The sequence below is a fragment of the uncultured Roseobacter sp. genome, assembly GCF_947491795.1.
Classification (GTDB): Bacteria; Pseudomonadota; Alphaproteobacteria; order Rhodobacterales; family Rhodobacteraceae; genus Roseobacter.
On the sequence record NZ_CANLKW010000005.1, the window covers coordinates 107582 to 127466 of the forward strand.

Annotated in this window: 19 protein-coding genes; 12 read left to right on the forward strand and 7 right to left on the reverse strand. The window is 59.4% G+C overall.

All coding sequences use genetic code 11. The features are described from left to right. The first annotated feature begins 145 nt into the window (after positions 1 to 145). Positions 146 to 580, forward strand: coding sequence for a peptidylprolyl isomerase (locus tag Q1A34_RS18400; RefSeq protein ID WP_300037861.1), 435 nt, complete (start codon positions 146 to 148; stop codon positions 578 to 580). Between the two features lie 19 nt (positions 581 to 599). Here the strand turns inward: Q1A34_RS18400 and Q1A34_RS18405 are convergent, their stop codons facing one another. The 3 genes from Q1A34_RS18405 to fabB form a co-directional block, all read right to left on the reverse strand. Then, positions 600 to 920, reverse strand: a complete 321-nt coding sequence (locus Q1A34_RS18405; protein WP_300037864.1) for a hypothetical protein — start codon at positions 918 to 920, stop codon at positions 600 to 602. Between the two features lie 99 nt (positions 921 to 1019). Further along, positions 1020 to 1811: an enoyl-ACP reductase gene (locus tag Q1A34_RS18410; RefSeq protein WP_300037867.1), complete on the reverse strand. Its 792-nt coding sequence runs from the start codon at positions 1809 to 1811 to the stop codon at positions 1020 to 1022. A 10-nt stretch (positions 1812 to 1821) separates the two neighbouring features. Beyond that, a complete protein-coding gene (gene fabB / locus Q1A34_RS18415; protein WP_300037870.1) occupies positions 1822 to 3051 on the reverse strand; it encodes a beta-ketoacyl-ACP synthase I in 1230 nt (409 codons plus the stop codon). A gap of 606 nt (positions 3052 to 3657) precedes the next feature. On the opposite strand from fabB, the gene Q1A34_RS18420 reads away from it, so the two are divergent. Then, positions 3658 to 5043 (forward strand): DUF3179 domain-containing (seleno)protein, encoded by a 1386-nt coding sequence (locus Q1A34_RS18420; RefSeq protein ID WP_300037873.1) that lies wholly within the window; start codon positions 3658 to 3660, stop codon positions 5041 to 5043. A 510-nt stretch (positions 5044 to 5553) separates the two neighbouring features. Here the strand turns inward: Q1A34_RS18420 and Q1A34_RS18425 are convergent. Both Q1A34_RS18425 and fabA read right to left on the reverse strand, forming a co-directional pair. Beyond that, complete coding sequence (locus Q1A34_RS18425) at positions 5554 to 7419, reverse strand: EAL domain-containing protein (protein ID WP_300037876.1); 1866 nt, start codon at positions 7417 to 7419, stop codon at positions 5554 to 5556. A 1247-nt stretch (positions 7420 to 8666) separates the two neighbouring features. Then, complete coding sequence (fabA, locus tag Q1A34_RS18430; protein WP_300037879.1) at positions 8667 to 9176, reverse strand: bifunctional 3-hydroxydecanoyl-ACP dehydratase/trans-2-decenoyl-ACP isomerase; 510 nt, start codon at positions 9174 to 9176, stop codon at positions 8667 to 8669. 177 nt (positions 9177 to 9353) lie between these two features. Here fabA and irr point away from each other — a divergent pair, with 177 nt between their 5' ends. Next, a complete protein-coding gene (gene irr / locus Q1A34_RS18435) occupies positions 9354 to 9773 on the forward strand; it encodes a Fur family transcriptional regulator Irr (protein ID WP_300037882.1) in 420 nt (139 codons plus the stop codon). Between the two features lie 23 nt (positions 9774 to 9796). Then, the gene (locus Q1A34_RS18440; RefSeq protein ID WP_300037887.1) at positions 9797 to 10585 is read left to right on the forward strand and encodes a phytanoyl-CoA dioxygenase family protein; all 789 of its coding nucleotides are present in this window, start codon (positions 9797 to 9799) and stop codon (positions 10583 to 10585) included. Between the two features lie 58 nt (positions 10586 to 10643). Here the strand turns inward: Q1A34_RS18440 and Q1A34_RS18445 are convergent, their stop codons facing one another. Further along, a complete protein-coding gene (locus tag Q1A34_RS18445) occupies positions 10644 to 11066 on the reverse strand; it encodes a RidA family protein (RefSeq protein ID WP_300037890.1) in 423 nt (140 codons plus the stop codon). Between the two features lie 87 nt (positions 11067 to 11153). Here Q1A34_RS18445 and Q1A34_RS18450 point away from each other — a divergent pair, with 87 nt between their 5' ends. After that, positions 11154 to 11870: a WYL domain-containing protein gene (locus tag Q1A34_RS18450; protein ID WP_300037893.1), complete on the forward strand. Its 717-nt coding sequence runs from the start codon at positions 11154 to 11156 to the stop codon at positions 11868 to 11870. A gap of 72 nt (positions 11871 to 11942) precedes the next feature. Here the strand turns inward: Q1A34_RS18450 and Q1A34_RS18455 are convergent, their stop codons facing one another. Then, a complete protein-coding gene (locus tag Q1A34_RS18455) occupies positions 11943 to 12119 on the reverse strand; it encodes a hypothetical protein (protein ID WP_300037896.1) in 177 nt (58 codons plus the stop codon). A 141-nt stretch (positions 12120 to 12260) separates the two neighbouring features. Between Q1A34_RS18455 and miaB the strand changes: the two genes are divergently transcribed. The 7 genes from miaB (at position 12261) to Q1A34_RS18490 (ending at position 19869) form a co-directional block, all read left to right on the forward strand. Further along, positions 12261 to 13583, forward strand: a complete 1323-nt coding sequence (gene miaB / locus Q1A34_RS18460) for a tRNA (N6-isopentenyl adenosine(37)-C2)-methylthiotransferase MiaB (RefSeq protein ID WP_300037899.1) — start codon at positions 12261 to 12263, stop codon at positions 13581 to 13583. Positions 13584 to 13766: 183 nt separating this feature from the next. Next, positions 13767 to 14780 carry a PhoH family protein gene (locus Q1A34_RS18465; RefSeq protein ID WP_300038208.1) on the forward strand — a complete coding sequence of 338 codons (1014 nt, stop codon included), beginning with the start codon at positions 13767 to 13769 and terminating at the stop codon, positions 14778 to 14780. Between the two features lie 9 nt (positions 14781 to 14789). Next, the gene (gene ybeY, locus Q1A34_RS18470) at positions 14790 to 15287 is read left to right on the forward strand and encodes an rRNA maturation RNase YbeY (RefSeq protein WP_300037902.1); all 498 of its coding nucleotides are present in this window, start codon (positions 14790 to 14792) and stop codon (positions 15285 to 15287) included. A gap of 38 nt (positions 15288 to 15325) precedes the next feature. After that, on the forward strand, positions 15326 to 16222 hold the full coding sequence (locus tag Q1A34_RS18475; protein ID WP_300037905.1) for a hemolysin family protein: 897 nt from the start codon (positions 15326 to 15328) through the stop codon (positions 16220 to 16222). Positions 16223 to 16230: 8 nt separating this feature from the next. Then, positions 16231 to 17769: an apolipoprotein N-acyltransferase gene (gene lnt, locus Q1A34_RS18480; protein WP_300037908.1), complete on the forward strand. Its 1539-nt coding sequence runs from the start codon at positions 16231 to 16233 to the stop codon at positions 17767 to 17769. 90 nt (positions 17770 to 17859) lie between these two features. After that, positions 17860 to 19041, forward strand: a complete 1182-nt coding sequence (gene metK, locus Q1A34_RS18485; RefSeq protein WP_300037911.1) for a methionine adenosyltransferase — start codon at positions 17860 to 17862, stop codon at positions 19039 to 19041. Positions 19042 to 19164: 123 nt separating this feature from the next. Next, entirely contained in the window at positions 19165 to 19869 is a 705-nt protein-coding gene (locus tag Q1A34_RS18490; protein ID WP_300037914.1) for a tRNA (guanosine(46)-N(7))-methyltransferase TrmB, read from the forward strand. Positions 19870 to 19885: the final 16 nt, after the last annotated feature.

The following is a 19885-nucleotide window of genomic DNA, read 5'->3' on the forward strand; positions in this document are numbered from 1 at the left end:
CGCCCCGGTCCGCTCGGAAAGACCAAAACAGGGATTTTAACCTTTACTCTGCCAGGTGCCGCAGGCAGGTTGCTGTCACCTCAGGAGCACCTGCGCAGATACGCGGCCTCCGGCACATTCCCCAACATCTACGACAGGACAGCTCATGACCCAGGTAAAAACGGGCGATACCGTTGCAATTCATTACACCGGCACTCTTCTGGACGGTACCACGTTTGACTCATCAGACGGCCGCGATCCGCTGGAGTTTGTCGTTGGGTCCGGCCAGATTATCCCGGGCCTCGACACCGCCATTCCCGGCATGACCGTCGGGGACAAAAAGACAGTCGATATTCCCTGTGATCAGGCCTATGGGCCGCTCAATCCGGAAATGCGGCAGGCCGTCCCGCGCGATGGCATTCCCGAAGACATTCCGCTGGAAGTCGGCACGCAACTGCAGATGCAGACGCCATCAGGTCAGGCGATGCCCGTCATGGTCGTCGAGGTGGACGAGGCAACTGTTACGCTGGATGCCAATCACCCGCTGGCGGGCAAGGACCTCAAGTTCGACATTGAGCTGATGCGCATCGACGCGGCCTGATCCCGGTTGCAGGCAGAACTCAGGGCCGGTTAACGCGCACTTTGGATTCAGACAGCCGCGCGGCGGGCAGCCCGGCCAGTTTGGCTTTGCCAGGCAGATCGGGGAGCTTTGCGCTGCGCGCCGCTGCGGCGGCCTCGGGCAGGGTGCCTCCATCCATGAGAACCTGTGCCATCAGTTTTGTGCTTTCGATCTGCAACCGCATCTTTGGCTGGGCCACCGGGTCGGACCAGAGCGCCGTCGACAGCATTACGGCGGCGATGGGGATCAGCATCCGGGCGCGGTAACGTGCTTTCTGTCCGCGCTGAACGCAGGTGATCTGCCGGTATTCACGGATGCTCATCTTATGTTCCATAGCCGTACCGTGGTGCGCGATTCTGGCGCGACCTGGGCACAAAAATGGAAAGCTGTGGAAAATCTGTCTCCGGGGTGCCCGCAGCGCTCAGAGGTTATCGGCCTGTGGCATGCCCAGAACATGGAAGCCGCCGTCGACGCGGATAACCTCGCCGGTTGTGCAGGCCCCTGCGTCCGAGGCGAGATACACGGCAGTACCGCCCACAGCTTCGAGCGTTGCATTGGAGCGCAGCGGCGCATTCATGTCCGTGTGTTTATAGGTTTTGCGCGCACCGCCGATGGCCGCACCGGCCAGGGTTTTCATGGGTCCCGGTGAGATCGCATTGACGCGGATACCCTCGGGGCCCAGATCATTCGCCAGATACCGTGTCGCACTTTCCAGAGCGGCCTTTGCGACACCCATGACGTTGTAGTTGGGGGTCACGCGGTTGGACCCCATGTAGGTGAGGGTCAGCAGGGTGCCGCCGTTTTCCGTCATCAGTGGATGGGCGCGCCGGGCGATTTCGATAAACGAATACGCACTGATATCCATCGAGTTTTTAAAGTTTGCCCGGCTGGTATTCAGAAACCGGCCGGTCAGTTCGTTCTTGTCTGAAAAGGCAATGGCGTGAACCACAAAGTCGATTGTGGGCCAGCGCGCCCCCAGTGCATCAAAGGCCGCATCCAGAGAGGCATCATCTGTGACATCAACATCGACCATAAAGTCGGAGCCTACGGACTGTGCCAGCGGTTCAAGACGCTTGCCAAAAGCTTCGCCCTGGTAGGTGAAGGCCAGTTCAGCGCCGGCCCTAGCCATGGCTTTGGCGATGCCCCACGCAATGGAGCGTTCGTTGGCCACGCCCATGACAAGCCCGCGTTTTCCGCTCAGAACACCTGACATCTGAAATCCCTTATCCGGTATATTTTGACAGGATCATCGATCCGTTTGTGCCGCCAAACCCAAAAGAGTTCGTCATCACGGAATCCAAGTCCGCATTTTCGACCAGTTCCCGTGCAATCTCTCCGTCACTGATCGCCGGGTCCTGATCAATCACATTGATCGAGCGCGCGATAAAATCATTGTCCAGCATCAGCAGGCTGAAGATCGCCTCTAACGCACCGGCTGCCCCCTGGGCGTGGCCGGTCATGGATTTGGTCGAGCTGATGGGCGGCGTGTTGCCTTCGCCAAATACGCGCCGAACCGCTTCGACCTCGCCGACATCGCCGACAGGGGTCGAGGTACCATGTGCGTTGATGTAGCCGACTTTGCGACCCTCTGGCAGCGTGCTGAGGGCCAGACGCATAGCGCGTTCGCCACCCTCACCAGAGGGTGCCACCATGTCGTGGCCGTCCGATGAGGCGGCATAGCCTGTGACCTCGGCATAGATTTTTGCACCGCGCGCCAGCGCGTGTTCCAGATCCTCCAGCACCACGATGCCGCCACCACCGGAGATCACGAACCCGTCGCGGTTGGCGTCAAAGGCCCGGCTGGCCAGCTCTGGCGTGTCGTTGTACTTGCTGCTCATCGCGCCCATCGCGTCAAAGAGACACGACAGCGTCCAGTCGAGTTCCTCGCCGCCGCCTGCGAACATCACATCCTGTTTGCCCAGCATGATCTGTTCGGCCGCATTGCCGATACAGTGAAGAGAGGTCGAACAGGCCGAGGTGATTGAATAATTGATACCTTTGATCTTGTAGGCTGTGGACAGATTGGCACTGACGGTTGAGGACATGCATTTCGGCACAGCAAACGGTCCGATCCGTTTGGTCGCGCCGGTGTTTTTGACCACGTCATGGGCCGTCAGCATTGCAGATGTTGACGGGCCGCCCGATCCGGCAACAAGACCCGTGCGCGGGTTGGAGATAACCTCCTCGTCCAGGCCTGCATCCGCGATGGCCTGGCCCATTGCGATCCAGGCATAGGCGGCTCCGGGTCCCATGAACCGCAGGGTGCGTTTGTCGATATGTTCCGACACGTCAATCTTGAGGGTGCCGGCGACCTGGCTGCGAAACCCATGCTCTGCCATTTCGGGGCTGGCTACGATGCCGCTGGTACCTGCCTTGAGCGAGGACAGTACTTCCTCAGCATTGTTCCCGATGGATGAGACAATCCCCAACCCTGTAACGACGACGCGGCGCATGGGCGCATTCCTTCTGTAACACATCGCCTGTGTAAGTCAGCGCCGCAGCACGGGCAAGCCGTTAGACTGTTCAGTTTGCCGGTATGGTCACCGTTCTGTGTGCCGAAATGGGGTTCGATGACACCGCCGGAGCGCATTCCGGCGCGGGCGTTGGGGCCCGGGCGCGGGTAAACACCGACCGCAACCGCTGAAGGCACTGCATGTTTTGAAAGCTGCGGCCGGTGGTGCCGAGGTCTTTGCCATCAGCCATTGCCCGGGATCAGAACCAGGATGTGTGCCAGCCACCAGAGCCCCTGGCGGCATTGCAGATTGCTCTATCACCGTGGTCGCATCCTGAGTGAAACCGGAGCGACGTTGGGTCGGCCGCCGCGCCTGATCTGTTCTGGGATCGGGCCCTTGCAGGCCTGACATGCAGATCGCGCCGGTGCGGGCTCATCACCGTTCTCTGATCGAAACGTGATTTGGTGTTGATCGGCGGACAATGCAACATCCGCCTGACCCGCTGTTTCGAGCGGGAGTAAAAGATTGAACGGACGCTGATACTGGCCCTCGGAATCCAGGGAACACAGGACAGGTCCGGACACCCGGAAACTGAAAGGCCACGTTATGATTTCAGCAACCAGAACCGGTTACCGCTTTCAGGTGGCGGCGATTTTTCTTGCTCTGAGCACCCTCTTGTCCGGGATGGTACACGCACAAAGTGCCGACACATTGCCGGACTATGTCATTGAAGAGTTTGGGCCGCCGCCCGCCGTGCCGGAGGGCCCGCTCTCTGCAGGGATGCAGTTTGCTCTGCGGGTCGCGTTTGTTGACAGTGTGGCGCTGTCGACGTGGGACGAAAACCAGACCCAGGCGCTTGCCGAAATCTCGAAATCCGGCGATCCCCGTCTTGTCTGGCTGATCAGTGATCTGATGCGGTTCGTGCCGTCGGAGCAGCTGAACGAAGCGCTTACGAATGCGGCGTCCGATCTGCTCGGGAAAGAGTTTCGGTTTGAAAACAGCTGGGGCGTTGTCACGGATCACCTGATCGCATGGGATATTCCTGCACCGCCGGAGTACCTGAGGTACAAACGCGCGATTTTCACAGGTATCGTGCTTGGCTGGGAGCGGATTTTCGTTGAAGGGGATATCGACTGGCGGCTGGTTTCCTGGGGCGGTGTGCTGATCGATGACCGTCCCTATGACACAACGGACAACGGGTGCAATTGCATCCCTGCTGCCGACAATCCGGTCGTTACCAGTGCGGCGGATGCCCGGTGGCTCAGGGACGATGATGTTGTTTTTGGCATTGAAGTGAACGGCGAATACAGGGCGTATCCCCGGCGCATTATGGAAGTGCGCGAAATGGTCAACGATACCCTGGGCGGGCGCGATCTGGGCATTCCCTACTGCACCCTTTGCGGGGCCGCCCAGGCTTACTTTACGGATGATCTGCCTCCCGGCGTTGAACGGCCGGTGTTGCGCACGTCGGGACTGCTGAGCCGGTCCAACAAGGTCATGTACGATATCAAGACCTACTCTGTTTTCGATACCTTCCTGGGGCATGCCGTGACCGGGCCGCTGGCAGATAAAAACATTCGTCTGAGCCAGGCAACCGTCGTGACCACCGACTGGGGCACATGGAAAAATGCGCATCCGGAAACCACTGTCTTGCTGGAGCGGTATGCCCTTGGCCGTGATCCGGATTTCCGCAATGGCCGCGATGCCAACGGCCCGATTTTCCCGGTCGGGGATGTCGATCCGCGGCTTTCGGTACATGAAGATGTCATCGGTGTTATCACAGCCTCGGGCACGCCCGTTGCCTTTCAGCGCAGCACGGCTTTTGTCGCATTGAAGCGGGGCGATGAGATAGCGTTTGAGAACGTCCGCCTGGAGCTTGACGCAGGCGGGATCAGGGCGGTGGACAAAAATGGGGCCGATCTGGCCAGCCATCAGGCGTTCTGGTTTGCCTGGTCGCAGTTTCATCCCCGGACGGAACTGTGGAGCCAGTAACTGCGGACCCCAACTGTTTTTTTCGGCCGGCCAGAGGCGAACTGCCCGTTTTGGATTGTTGTTGGGGCAATTGGGGTTGAGCCGAGCTTTGGAAGCAATGCAGTAGCCAGTCCCGCGCTGTGACAAGGAACGCCACAACGCGAAGAGAGTGGGGTTTGTCGGCTGCATATGTCGCGTCTTTGCCAGCCCCGCAGGCATAGAGGGGTTGTCTTTTTGCCGGGGGCAGGGAGTTCAAAGTCGTGCTGGGAAAACCCCGTTGCTGTGCGCGGGTGCTCGCGTCCTCTTACCGATCCATAGTCCTGCGCGTTTTCGCAAAAGACATTCGCCTGGTCATGAAAGGTCGAGTGTACCAGTGGACGCCAACGCACGGACTAAACAACGTTCAGTTGGAGCGGTACTGCCCCGGGCAACCCTTGAACCAACAGGACCATAGCCCGAACGCTGCGTGTGCATTGCCGGAAAGTGGGGATCCTGCCGCGCTTGCAAGGCGACGACATTATACGTTGGGAGCTAGGCAGTCGATCCACGTGTTACGGCACCTGCCGTCACTGACATGTCCGGTGCCGGGTGCCAGAACTGACCTTTTGTCCGGATCAGTTTCTGCCGCAGATCTTCCGCGCTCATGGGGCGCCCGAAATGAAATCCCTGAAGATGATCACATCCCATATCACGGGCCAGATAAGCATGTGCTTCTGATTCAATACCCTCGGCGACGATTTTGGTTCCAAGGCTTTTGCCGATTGCGGCAATGGATGCCACCAATCCCCGGGACGTTTCATTTTCAACCATAGGCTGGATGAACTGGCGGTCAATTTTCAGCAGGTCCGGTTTGATGTGCAGCAACCCCTGGACCGAGGCATGACCCGTCCCAAAATCGTCAACCGCGATGGTGACGCCCATTTCGTTGAGCTCATCGATGGCCCAGCTTACCAGATCTCCCATGCGTTCCAGATAAACAGACTCCAGTATTTCGACGGTCAGCCGCCCGGGGCTGATACCAGAGGTTCGGATGTCATGTATGAAAGTCGGATCGGTCAGACGCCCCGCAGAAACATTTATCGCGACTTTGGGCAGCTCAATTTCCGACGTATCAAACACCTCAAGGAGCTCACGCAACTGGCTGAACACAATCTCATCCACCTGGTTGAGAATGCCCATGTCTGCGGCGACATCGAGAAATTCTGCAGGCGGCAACAGTCCCTTGGAGGGGTGTCGCCATCTGACCAGCACCTCAGCGCTCGAGATCCTGCCGGTAGCGGCATCGATGAGAGGCTGAAAGAATGGGACAAACTCCCGTCTGTCCACGGCGACCAGCAACTCTGTTGCCAGCCGCTTTGTCGCAATCGATTCTGCGTGCATTTCCGCTGTGAAAAAAGACCATCGTCCGCGACCGTGCGCCTTTGCATGATACATGGCAGTGTCGGCATCGGCGATGACCTGCTCGGGGCTGGACATTTTTGTATCCGCAATCGCAACACCGACGCTGGCACTGCACGACACGGTTTTGCCGTCAAACGTAAAGGGTGTACGCATTTCCTCGACGATCCTGTCCGCCAGGGCGCTGATGTTCAGAGCGCTCTCGCCCAGAGGTTTCATGATGATGAACTCATCGCCCCCGAGCCGCGCCACCAGGTCTGTTTCACTGCTGACCCGGCGCAACATGTGCGAGACGGACACGAGAACCCTGTCACCTGCGTCATGGCCCAGTGTGTCGTTCACCGGTTTGAACCGGTCGAGGTCAATGTAAATCAGCGCGAAATCGGGACCGCCTTTTCGAAGTGCGGCGACCCAGGCTTTGAACTCCACCTCAAAATGCCGGCGATTGGAGAGCCCTGTCAGCGGGTCCTCGTTGGATTCTTTTGTTACGGTGCGCGCCAGTTCATTCAGGCGGCGGTTTTCTTTTTCGAGACGCAGAATTTCCTCAGAGTACTTTGTCACGACGGCTCCGTCGGGCGCTGTACCGGTGTCTGACCGGGCAGGAGCGCTCGTTTCCAGGGCAGAATCCAGCTCGATCAGCGAGCAAAGCCACCACCGATCGCCGTTTTCCGGATCGGAGAGTGGTGTCCAGCTCATCCTGGCCCTGTACGGCTCGCCACTCTTGCGATTTGAGTTCGAGATGACGGAAAAACGTTCCCATTTCATGAGTTTGTCGATGATCAGAAGGTGTGTTCCCTGCTCCGTATCCGGGCCGATGAGTATTTTCCCACGCTGACCAATCGCGTCGTCAGATGAATATCCTGTTGTTTCTGAAAATGCCTTGTTGCACCATTTGAAGACCATGACAGCACCGTCCTGATCGCTGGCCAGAGCGAGACCGAGGCCCTCTGCACATTTCAGAGGGACCTGTTCCAGAATCTGTGATGGTATCACTGACATAACTCGCTTCCGTTGTCCGAAAACTATGCTGCCAGCGATTAGTTTGACGTTAATGGCGGCGCTTTCATTGCCGCATGTGATGCCCGTGGGATTATGGTGGCCCGTTTTTCGTGCCACCCTCCATCAGCCTCTGGCGCTCTGTCATACGGGTTTTGGCTTGCTGAGTGCTGCCATGGAAGCTTCCCGTTCCAACGGTTCAGCAAATCTACCCTCGAAACCGCAACTGTATTCAGAGCAAGAATAGTAAGGCCTATGGTGCAATGTCCGCCTGGATAAATTCCTGGTCAGGGACCGTCCGGTGTGGCCGCACCGTGGCGGAGACGCATGACTTGTCCATCCGATGCATTGAAACCAAAAAGTTCGTTGCAATGTGAGATTGCCAGTTGCGCGCGGGTCGGCCAACCAGACGTGCTGTGAGCCGCGAAAAAAGCCGCAGAATGTCTATGCAAAGTATTGTCGTGACCAGAATTCCGCCTCTGCTGAGCACCATTATCTGAACACGTGAACTTATGGCTCTTCCCAGAGCTGGGGCAGTTCGCTCGGTTCCGTATTGGGTCTATAGGGTCAGTGTTCTTTGATCGCGTTCGAAAAGCAGCTCATGCAAAGAACGACCCCAATGAAGACGACTGTTTCTGCGCTGATCGGGGGGGGCGCCCCGATGCGGGCTGGCTGCCAGCTGAATGCTCAGACAGTGCAGACGGAACCCATTTTGCTGACAAATCGACCTACGGTTCATTCGGTTCCCAGGTTTTCATACAGAACAATCCCATCGCCTGCCCTGAGCGTCACCAACTGTCCGGCGTTTGCAGACAACGCAACTTTGCATCGCGGCTGGCAAGATTTTTCCATGAGGCAGACGTGGTCAGCACGGAAGGTTCCCAGGACTTTCTCCTGCAGGTCGGACATTTTCCTGGACGTCACAGCAGGATGGCCGGACCCGGGTGTCTTGATCCGTGTGTTACAGCGTTGGACAAAAACGCGGCACGCCATGTCGCAGGCGTATGATACCGCTTATCGATCAGACGCTTTCCTGACGGCCAGCAAATCCAAAAGAATCCGGGCCGTTATCCCTGTTGTAAATTATAAAGCAGATGGCGCGTCTTTTGTCAGACAGTGTCATGCCGTCGGGCAAAACAGAACTCTTCAGGGTGCGACTGAACGGAGCATTCGCGACTCAAACCGTGATGAACCTCGCCACGCAGAAAATCTGCGGCAGAACCATCGTCATTTCAGCGGGCTTTACCCGCTTAGTTCTCTGACAGCGCGACTTTCATGTCGGTCACCTGGTAGATGGTTTCCCCGTCCGCCTCGACCCGGCCGTTGGCGACGCCCATTGTCAGACGCCGCGTCTGGATCGCTTTTGTGAAGTCCACGTAGTAGGTCAGCATTTTGCGGTCAGGTCGCACCATACCGGTAAGCTTGACCTCCCCAACACCCAGCGCATATCCGCGCCCCTGCCAGCCGCGCCAGCCGAGGTTAAAGCCGGTCAGCTGCCACAGCCCGTCAAGCCCGAGACAGCCGGGCATGATCGGGTTGCCGGGGAAATGGCAGTCGAAAAACCACAGGTCCGGCTGAATGTCGAATTCCGCAACCACATGGCCTTTACCATGTTCGCCGCCGTCACCGGAGATACCGGTGATCCGGTCCATCATCAGCATCGGCGGTTCGGGCAGCTGGGCATTGCCCGGTCCAAAGAGTTCACCGCGGGCGCATTTCAGCAGTTCGTCCTTGTCGAAACTGGTGGGGTACTGGCTCATTGCGTTGCGGCTCCTGCGAAATTTCGTTCTGATCCCTCTAGCACCGCGTTTGCCCGTCCTGCAAGTGCAGGCGCACACCCTGCACAATACGTCCCTGCCGGTGCGAACTGCCGCTTTTGAATTGAAAACCGTTCGCAGAAACCTTTATATATGTAAGGGAAGAGGAACGAGGGCGCGATGAACACGCATCAACACGACACTGGCACGGCCTGGCTGGCAAAGGGCGGACTGCGTCCGACGCGGCAGCGTGTGACCCTTGCGAGCCTGCTCATCGGCGACGGCCAGCACCGTCATGTGACCGCTGAAAGCTTGTTCGATGCGGCCAAAGCCCAGGGTGAGGCGGTATCACTCGCCACCGTCTACAACACCCTGCGCGCCTTTTGCGACGTGGGCCTGGTGCAGGAAGTTACCGTGGACGGGTCCAAAAGCTATTTTGACACCAACACACATGACCACCCGCATTTCTACTGGGAAGACGATGGCCGGCTGACGGATGCACCCTCTGATCAACTGGTTATTGCCCAGGTGCCGGATGCGCCGGACGGGGCAGAGATTGCATCGGTTGATGTGGTAATCCGTCTGCGGCGTAAAACCTGACGCAGCAGCCTGACAGCAGTATGATGAAAGCTTCCCTCGTGACACCGGAGATGGTCGCGGACTACGCACGTGACGGTGTTGTTCTGGTGCGGGGCCTTTTCGCGGATTTTGTCGATGATCTGCGCAACGGTATCGCGGAGAACATGGAACATCCCGGCCCCTACGCCTCGGAAAACCGCCGGGAGGGCGAAAGCGGCCGGTTTTTTGACGATTATTGCAACTGGCAGCGGATAGACGCCTTTCGCCGTGCCGCACTGGGCTCTCCGGCAGCAGCGGCAGCCTCTGCGCTGATGCAGTCTGAACGCGTGCAGCTTTTTCATGATCATGTGTTGGTCAAGGAGCCTGGAACGTCAATGGCGACCCCCTGGCATCAGGACGGGCCTTATTATTTTGTGGGCGGTCAGCAGACGGTCAGTTTCTGGTCGCCGCTTGATCCGGTGCGGGACGCGACACTGCGCTGCGTGGCGGGATCACACCTGTGGGAAAAGGACGTGCTGCCTACCCGCTGGGCAAAGGGCGACGCCTTTTTTGATCCGGCACCCTATATGCCCGTGCCGGATCCAGAAGCCGAAGGCATGCGTATCATCGAATTTGATATGGAGCCCGGTGACGCCGTGGCGTTTCATTTCCGGACGCTTCACGGCGCACGGGGCAATACGGCACAGGCGCGGCGCCGGGCCTTTTCGCTGCGGCTGATCGGCGAGGACGCCCGCTATACCGAGCGCCCCGGGCCGACGTCACCGCCTTTCCCGGGCCACGGGATGGAAGAAGGCGACCGTCTGCGCGAAGACTGGTTCCCTGTATTGCAATAACCATGTCGCCAGGGTCTGTCCTGCCGGCCCGGCGGATTACCGGACCGTTGAAAACCAATCAGGTGAGGGAGACGACAGCTTCCACTTCGAAAAGCATCGGGTCGATGGCCAGCTTTGGGACCGGAACGAGCGTTTGCGCGGGCAGGGTGGCGCCGAACATGGCCTGCACATTCTCGGTCAGCACACCCAGTTTCGACATGTCATGGTCGACCACATAGACCGTGAGCTTCACAACCTGGTCCGGGGTTGCCCCCAGTGCGTCGAGCACGGCCTGAAGATTGGCATAGGCCTGCGCTACCTGTGCTGCAAAATCCGGGGAAAGCCCGCCGGTGTGATCCTGACCGCCCAGCCCCGAGACAAAAGCAAGGCGTCCTGCATCGGGTGCAATCACCGCCGTGCTGTAGCCGTTCGGTGTGGGGTCGTGCAGATGTGCGGGGTTGAAAATCTCTGGTCTGGCGGTCGTGTCGCTGGGGGTGGTCATGGTGATTCTCCTGGTTGAGCCGTTGCAGGATCATGTTTGAAGAAAAACGGTGACAAAATATGTCACCGAATGTGCTATGGTCAAAAAATGAATGTTCGGAACCGACATGACGCCATTGTCCGCAGCCTCCGGCGCAGCGGTTCATCAACAGTCGAGGCACTGGCCGGTGAAGTTGGCACTTCCCGCCGGACTGTAATCCGCGATATTGGGGCCCTGAGGGAGCAGGGTTTCGTTATCCATACAGAATGCGGGCGTGGTGGCGGCGTGCAGCTTGATCCGGGGTCAGTGCAGACAACCGCGCGGCTCTCAGTGACAGAGGTTTTCGCACTTCTGATCAGTGTTGCGGCCATGCGCGCAGCAGGCAGCCTGCCGTTCTCGGACCTGGCGGATGCTGGGCTGGCCAAGATCGAAAAAGCGCTGCCAAGAGACAAAGTGGCAGATCTGCGCCGCTTTCTGGACTGTCTTTATGTCGGTCAGGTGTCGCCCCTGCAGGACCTCAGCGACACGGGAAAGATCGATCCGGATTTATTGCCGGCTTTTGAGGCCGGTTTTTTGCAGCGTCTGCATCTGCGGTTCAGGTACAGGGACGCGAAAGGCCGACAGTCGCAGCGCGAAGTGGAACCGCAGGCGATGCTGATCCTGCCGCCGCTTTGGTATCTGGTTGCCTGGGATCCGTTGCGGTGTGATTTCCGACATTTTCGAATGGACCGGATCAGCCAGCCAGAGGTGGTGAAAGATGCGCCTTTCCGCCGTCGGCATGTTCCTTTTGAAGACGATGTCTGCCCCTATTCGCAACTGCCCTGACCATTATCTTTGCCGCCTGAACAAGCGCGTTGTGGGCACGCAAGTGCTGTGTTTTCGGGAACACCGACAAAGTCAGGTGCGATGAATGATGATCTGCGGGGCGTGTGCCAGCGGAAACCGTTCTGGTACCCGCGCGATCACAGTCTTGAATTCACGTCGGTGAAGGTGCCGCGGAGTCATGTCCACCCCGACATTGACGTCGATCAGTGTGATTGCCACAGGCCAGCGTGACAGTACAGAGCGGGCCACCAGGAAAACTTTGTCGGTATCTGCCAGCGGAGCGTGACCACCAAAGGGGTCGGCGAAAACCCCGCTATGCGACGACGCATTGCAAGCTGGCAGAGGGGCTGTTACTCAGCCGCGCAACACTCCAGATCCCGGACCTGCCTTATGACTGCGCCCAAAAAGCTCTTTATCAAGACCTACGGCTGCCAGATGAACGTCTATGACAGCGAACGCATGGCGGAAACGCTGGGCGGGCAGGGGTATGTTGAGACGCAGGATGCGGGCGAGGCCGACATGATCCTGTTGAATACCTGCCACATCCGCGAGAAAGCCGCGGAAAAGGTATACTCGGAACTGGGGCGACTGAAACCGCTCAAAGCGGCGAATCCGGATCTGAAAATCGGCGTGGCCGGCTGTGTGGCCCAGGCCGAGGGCGAAGAAATCATGCGGCGTCAGCCCGCTGTGGATCTGGTTGTGGGGCCGCAGTCCTATCACCGCCTGCCCAAAATGGAGCAGCATGTCCGCGACGGGCACAGGGCGCTGGATACAGATTTCCCCGAAGAGGACAAATTCGAAGAGCTTAAGAAGCGCCCCAAAGCGCGGCGTGCCCCTTCGGCATTTCTCACCGTGCAGGAAGGCTGCGATAAATTCTGCGCCTTTTGTGTGGTTCCTTACACGCGGGGCGCAGAAGTCAGCCGCCCGGTGACACGGATTGTCGAGGAAGCGCGCGATCTGGTGGAACGCGGTGTGCGTGAAATTACCCTGCTGGGCCAGAATGTGAACGCCTATCACGGTGACGGGGCGGACGGCAGTGAGCAGACCCTCGCCGATCTGATCTGGCACCTTAACGGTGTCGACGGGCTGGAGCGCATTCGCTACACAACCTCGCACCCCAACGACATGCACGACGACCTGATTGCGGCACATGCTGAATGCGACAAGCTGATGCCCTATCTGCATCTGCCGGTGCAGTCCGGCTCGGACCGTATTCTCAAGCGGATGAACCGCAGTCACACGGCGGAAAGCTATCTGCGCCTGATCGGGAAAATACGGGACGCCCGCCCGGATATCCTGATGTCGGGGGATTTCATTGTCGGGTTTCCCGAAGAGACTGAAGAGGATTTTCAGGCAACGCTCGACCTGATCCGTGCTGTGAATTACGGCTATGCCTATTCGTTCAAATATTCGACGCGGCCCGGAACGCCCGCGGCGGAACGCACGCTTGTTGACCCGGCCGAGGCGGACGACCGTCTGCAGCGTATTCAGGCCCTGATCACCCAGCAGCAACAGGAAATCCAGGCCGGTATGGTCGGGCGGGATCTGAACGTCCTGGTTGAAAAAGCAGGGCGTCATGATGGCCAGATGGTCGGCAAGTCAGAGTATCTGCACGCTGTTCACATCGATCAGTGCAGCGCGGCCATTGGCGATATGGTTCCGGTGAGAATCGTTGAGGCAAAACGCAACTCACTTGCCGCCCGTCACCGGTGATCACCCCGATTTGTGGGTTCTTTCACGGGCCGATCAGCGGCCTTTGCGCAAATTTATGGGCGCAGGCTGTGGTCTGCCCGGTTTTTATGGCCACAGTGCACTATTCCACGATACAGCGCCTTGCGCATGGGGTTGGGAATTGGCACCGTCAGAACAGACAAGTTTTTCGGCAAGGAACAGCTATTGTCCCCAAGTGACCCGAGTGCCCCCGACACCCTGACTGCTGCCCCGGGCGGCGTCGTCGAATTTCCCGACAACAGGCTGCTGATTGATCTGTGTGGCCCCTATGATGCAAATCTGGCGCAGATTGAAAATGCGCTGGGTGTGCAGATCGTACGCCGTGGCAACCAACTGGCGGTGATCGGTGAAAGCGATTCCCAGGTGGATGCGATGCGTGTTCTGCATGCGCTTTATGCGCGGTTGGAAAGCGGTCGCGTGGTCGAGACCGCCGATGTGGACCGTGAGTTGCGCATGGGCCCCTTTGAAGAAGCGGGACCGGAAAACGGTGATCAGCTGGAAATGCCGATTGGCAGCCGTATCGAGATACAGACCCGCAAAAAACGCGTTGAGCCACGCACCGACGCCCAGAAAGCATATGTTCAGTCCCTTTTTGAGAATGAGCTGGCCTTTGGTATCGGGCCTGCGGGTACCGGGAAAACCTATCTGGCCGTCGCCGTGGGCGTGTCGATGTTCCTGACAGGTCAGGTGGACAAAATAATCCTGTCGCGCCCGGCGGTCGAGGCGGGGGAGCGCCTTGGTTTTCTGCCCGGTGACATGAAGGACAAGGTCGATCCCTATATGCAGCCGCTCTATGACGCGCTGGGAGACTTTCTGCCGGGCAAACAGCTGGCCCGGCTGATCGAGGAAAAACAGATCGAGATCGCGCCCCTTGCCTTTATGCGGGGTCGGACGCTGTCCAATGCCTTTGTCGTTCTGGATGAGGCGCAGAACGCGACGACAATGCAGATGAAAATGTTCCTGACCCGTCTTGGCGAAGGATCGCGTATGGTGATCACCGGGGACCGGACACAGATTGACCTGCCGCGCGGGACGGCCTCGGGTCTCGCAGATGCAGAGCGGTTGCTGAAAACCATCCCAAAGATCAGCTTCAACTACTTCACGTCCAAAGACGTCGTGCGCCATCCGCTTGTTGCAGCCATTATCGAAGCCTATGAGGCGGATACCCCGCAATCATGACCGCCCCCTGTGATGCTTGATGTGCTGATTGAGGACGCCCGGTGGAACAGCCTGAAGCTGGAAGAGCTTGCGGGCGATGCTGCGGCGCAGACCCTCGGGCATCTGGGGCTGCCCGGGGATGCCGGCATATCGCTGCTGGCCTGCGATGACGCGCGCATTTCGGTTCTGAATACGGATTTTCGCGGCAAGCCCGGCCCGACGAACGTCCTCAGCTGGCCTGCAGAGGAGCTTGCGCCCGGCGAGGCAGGTGCTGACCCCGCACCACCGGAGCCGGATTTTGACGGCGCGCTGACACTGGGGGATATTGCCATTGCCTGGGAAACCTGTGCACGCGAGGCAGAGGCCGCGGGTAAACCGATGGCGGATCATGTGACGCATCTGGTCGTTCACGGCCTGTTACATCTGTTGGGCTATGATCATGTCCGTGACAAGGATGCCACGCTGATGCAAGGGCTCGAGTCACAGATACTTGGCAAAATGGGTCTGGATGACCCATATAGAAACTGAAGGCAGCCATTGGCTGCTGCTGACCGGACAAGGACCTGATGGGCGACAACGACGGATCTTCTGACGCAGCGCGGGGCGCGCAGCCGGAAAATGACATATCAACGGACCCCGATCCTTCGAGGTCCGGCGGTTTTTTCAGCCGCGTATTTGATGCACTGAGCCCGGCAGAGACGCCGGAACAGCCGCAGGCGGGACCATTGCCTGACCTGCACTCTCCGACACATGGCATGATCAATCTGCGACGCATGCGGGTTGAGGACGTTTCTGTCCCGAAAGCAGATATTACCGCGCTGTCCCAGTCCGCGACGCTGGAAGAGGCGGTCGCAGTGTTCAAGGAAAGCGGGCTGACCCGCCTGCCGGTCTACGAGGGCACGCTGGACACGCCTGTGGGTCTGCTGCACCTCAAAGACATTGCGCTGCATCACGGATTTAACGGGGGTGGCGCTGATTTTGACATGCAGGCCATGCTGCGCCCGCTTTTGTTTGTGCCGCCATCGATGAGCATTGGCGTGCTGCTGACCAAAATGCAGGCCGAACGGCGGCATATGGCGCTGGTTATCGACGAATACGGTGGTGTGGACGGTCTGGTGACCATCGAGGACCTGATCGAACAGGTCATCGGTGAGATCGAAGACGAGCATGACGTGGACGAAGGGCTTTACTGGACACAGGAAAAACCCGGCTGCTACCTGGCGCTGTCCAAAACACCGTTGCAGGACTTTGAGGCCGAGATCGGGCGTTCGCTGACCGACCACGAGGAAGTGGACGAAGAGGAGATCGACACGCTGGGGGGGCTGGTCTTTATGCTCTCGGGCCGGGTGCCTGCGCGCGGAGAGGTCGTCATCCACCCCGATGGCCCCGAGTTCGAGGTGCTCGATGCTGATCCGCGCCGGATCAAACGGCTCCGGGTACGTATCGGCGCGCCGGTTTCTTGAACAATGAAATGATCCCGGCTGGCGCGACGACCCGCTGGATTTCCGCACGCCCGCGCAGTGTGAGACTGCTCTTTGCAGCGGCAGCCGGTATGGCGGGTGCCTTCGGGCAGGCCCCCTGGGATCTGCCGGTTGTTCTGCTTCTTGCGCTGGCGGGCGGGTTCTTGCTGTTGCGGTGCCAGAAAACACCCGTCGATGCGGCATTGCTGGGCTGGGCATTCGGTGCGGGCTATTTTGCTCTGGCGCTGCACTGGATCACAGAGCCCTTTCAGGTTGATGCAGCCCGGCACGGCTGGATGGCCCCCTTTGCCCTTGTGTTTCTGAGCGCGGGTCTGGGACTTTTCTGGGCGATGGCCTTCTGGGGCGCGCGGAAACTCTCCGCCCGCACGTGGCCGCTGGTGTTCACCTGGACAGCCGCCGAGCTGGCCCGCGCCTATATTTTCACAGGGTTTCCCTGGGCCACGCCTTCGCAGGCGCTGGTCGGGGTGCTGGCCGGGCAGGGGTTCGCCCTGGTGGGCCCTTATGGCATGATGCTGTGGCTCATGGCGTCTGCCTGGGCGCTGTCGTTGCCGGAACTGTTCCGGGGGCGTGTGGCCCTGCGGACCGTTCAGGGAGGGGCGATTGCCGCGGCTTTCCTGCTGCTCCTTGTGCCGCCGGGTGCGGCACCTCCGGTCATGACAGGGCACTATGTGCGCCTGGTGCAGCCCAATGCCGAACAGCACCTGAAATGGCAGCCAGACCATGTCCGCATTTTCTATGAACGCCAGCTTGCTCTGACAGCCCGCCCGGCGGCCCCCGGCACGCCGTCACCGGCGCTGGTGGTCTGGCCTGAAACAGCCGTGCCCTGGCGGCTGCGCGATGCGGCACCTGTGTTTGAACAGATCCGCGCGGTGACGCAGGCGCAGGTGGCTCTTGGCATTCTGCGCGATGACGGGCAGCGGCTGCGCAATGCGATGGTCGTTTCGGGACCGGAAGGCGGCCAGCAGGTTTACGACAAACATCACCTTGTGCCCTTTGGCGAATACATGCCGCTGTCGCCTCTGGCGGACTGGATCGGGCTGACAGCGCTGGCCGCAACCGGGATCGGGTTTGCCCCGGGACCCGGGCCGGGGCTGCTGGATTTCGGGGACCTTGGCATGGGAATGCCGCTGATCTGCTATGAGGCCGTCTTTGCACATGATGTGAATGCAGCGCCGTCGCGTCCGGCCTTTTTATTACAGGTGACAAACGACGCCTGGTTTGGCAGTTTTGCCGGGCCGCATCAGCATCTGGCGCAGGCGCGGATGCGGGCTGTGGAACAGGGGTTGCCGCTGCTGAGGGCTGCAAACACAGGTGTTTCTGCCGTGATTGGTCCGCGGGGCCGGGTCCTTGCGGATTTGCCGCTCGGGGTTGCGGATGCGCTGGACGCGCCGTTGCCTGCCCCGCTGGCACCGACGCTCTACAGTCGCACGGGCGATTATCCGGTTGTTGTTCTTTTGCTGTCAGCTTTAGCGGTTGTGTTGCTTTTTCGTGCCGGTGGGCGCGATACGCCACAAAATGCACGGAAATAGCAATTGACCCCGGCGGGTCCTGCACGTAGGCACATCCGGACGCGCCCAACGGCTTCCTGACGGGCTGCGATTTGATCATTGGAGCGTATCATGTCCAGACAGAACTATGTATTCACCTCGGAATCCGTGTCCGAAGGTCACCCTGACAAAGTGTGTGACCGTATCTCTGATGCGGTGCTCGACGCTTTTCTGAGTGAAGAACCCGAAGCGCGGGTTGCTGCGGAAACCTTCGCAACCACCAACCGGGTGGTCATCGGGGGTGAGGTGGGGCTCTCGGACAAGGAGCGCCTGCACGAATACATGGGCCGTATCGAGGATATCGCGCGGGCCTGTATCCGCGATATCGGTTACGAGCAGGACAAATTCCACCACGCAACCTGTGAAATTACCAATCTGCTGCATGAACAGTCGGCACATATTGCGCAGGGTGTGGATTCTGCAGCTGACAAGGACGAGGGCGCGGGCGATCAGGGCATTATGTTTGGCTTTGCGACGCGCGAGACGCCTGAACTCATGCCCGCACCGATCCACTATGCGCATGCGATTCTGCGGCGTCTCGCTGAAGTGCGCAAGAATGGCACCGAGCCCACGCTGCGGCCGGATGCCAAGAGCCAGCTGTCGGTCCGGTATGAAAACGGGGTGCCTGTTGGCGTCAGCTCCATTGTTCTGTCCACGCAGCATGCGGATGAAAGCCAGACGTCGGATGATATCCGCGCCATAGTTGAGCCTTATATCCGCGATGTGCTGCCGGACGGCTGGATCAGCCCGGATACGGAATGGTGGGTAAACCCGACGGGCACTTTTGTGATCGGCGGACCGGACGGGGACGCGGGCCTGACGGGGCGCAAAATCATCGTTGATACCTATGGCGGGGCCGCACCGCATGGCGGTGGCGCATTCTCCGGCAAAGACCCGACCAAAGTGGACCGGTCGGCTGCCTATGTCGCACGTTATCTGGCCAAAAACGTTGTTGCCTCGGGCATGGCAGAAAAATGCACAATCCAGCTCAGCTATGCGATCGGGGTTTCCAAACCGCTGTCGATCTACTGCGACACCTTTGGCACCGGCGACGTTGCAGACCACGCCATTGAAAAGGCCATCGGCCAGGTGATCGACCTGACACCCCGCGGCATCCGCGAGCATCTGCAACTGAACCGTCCGATCTATGCGCGGACCGCAGCCTATGGTCACTTTGGCCGGGCTCCTGAAGCAGATGGCGGGTTCAGCTGGGAGAAAACAGATCTGGTGGACGCGCTGAAAGCGGCCGTCTGATCCGACGGCGCAGCTGCGCTGCACGACATTTCTCCTGTCTTTGCCTCTGGCGCAGACAGGATGCCGCCGGGCAGCAGCGGCGGATGTGTTGCAGCGCGTGCGCACCAGCGGTAAAGGGCGCTTATGACCCAGTCCTCTCAACGCCCGCATCGGAATTTTTATGGCCGCCTTAAAGGCAAGGCGCTGAAACAGTCGCAGCGCCGCTATCTGGAGGAAGACCTCGGGTCGCTGTCGCCCGGCCCGGTGAGCTGGGAGGACAACCCCGAGCGGACTGTTCTTGACACAGAGGCTTTGTTTGGCGGGCGTCCGGTCTGGCTGGAAATCGGGTTTGGCGGCGGCGAGCATATGGTGCATCAGGCCGCACAGAACCCTGACGTGGGCATCATCGGTGCCGAACCCTATATCAACGGCGTCGCGATGCTGCTGGGTAAAATCCGCCGCGCTCAGGTCGACAATGTGGCCGTGCACCCCGGCGATGCGCGTGATCTGATGGATGTCCTGCCCGCACAATCAGTGGACCGCGCCTTTCTGCTCTATCCGGATCCCTGGCCAAAATCGCGTCATCATCGCCGCCGGTTTGTCACAGCGGAACACCTTGAGCCACTGGCATGCTGTCTGCGTCCGGGCAGCATTTTCCGGGTGGCGACGGATATCGAAGACTATGTGCGTCAGACACTGGAGCAGGTGCCGCGCTGTGGGTTTGAATGGCTGGCAGAGCACCCGCAAGACTGGCGAACCCCCTGGGACGACTGGATTTCGACACGCTATGAGCAAAAGGCCATCCGCGAGGGGCGCCGCCCGCATTACCTGACCTTTCGCAGGACCTGACACAGCCGAAGTGACA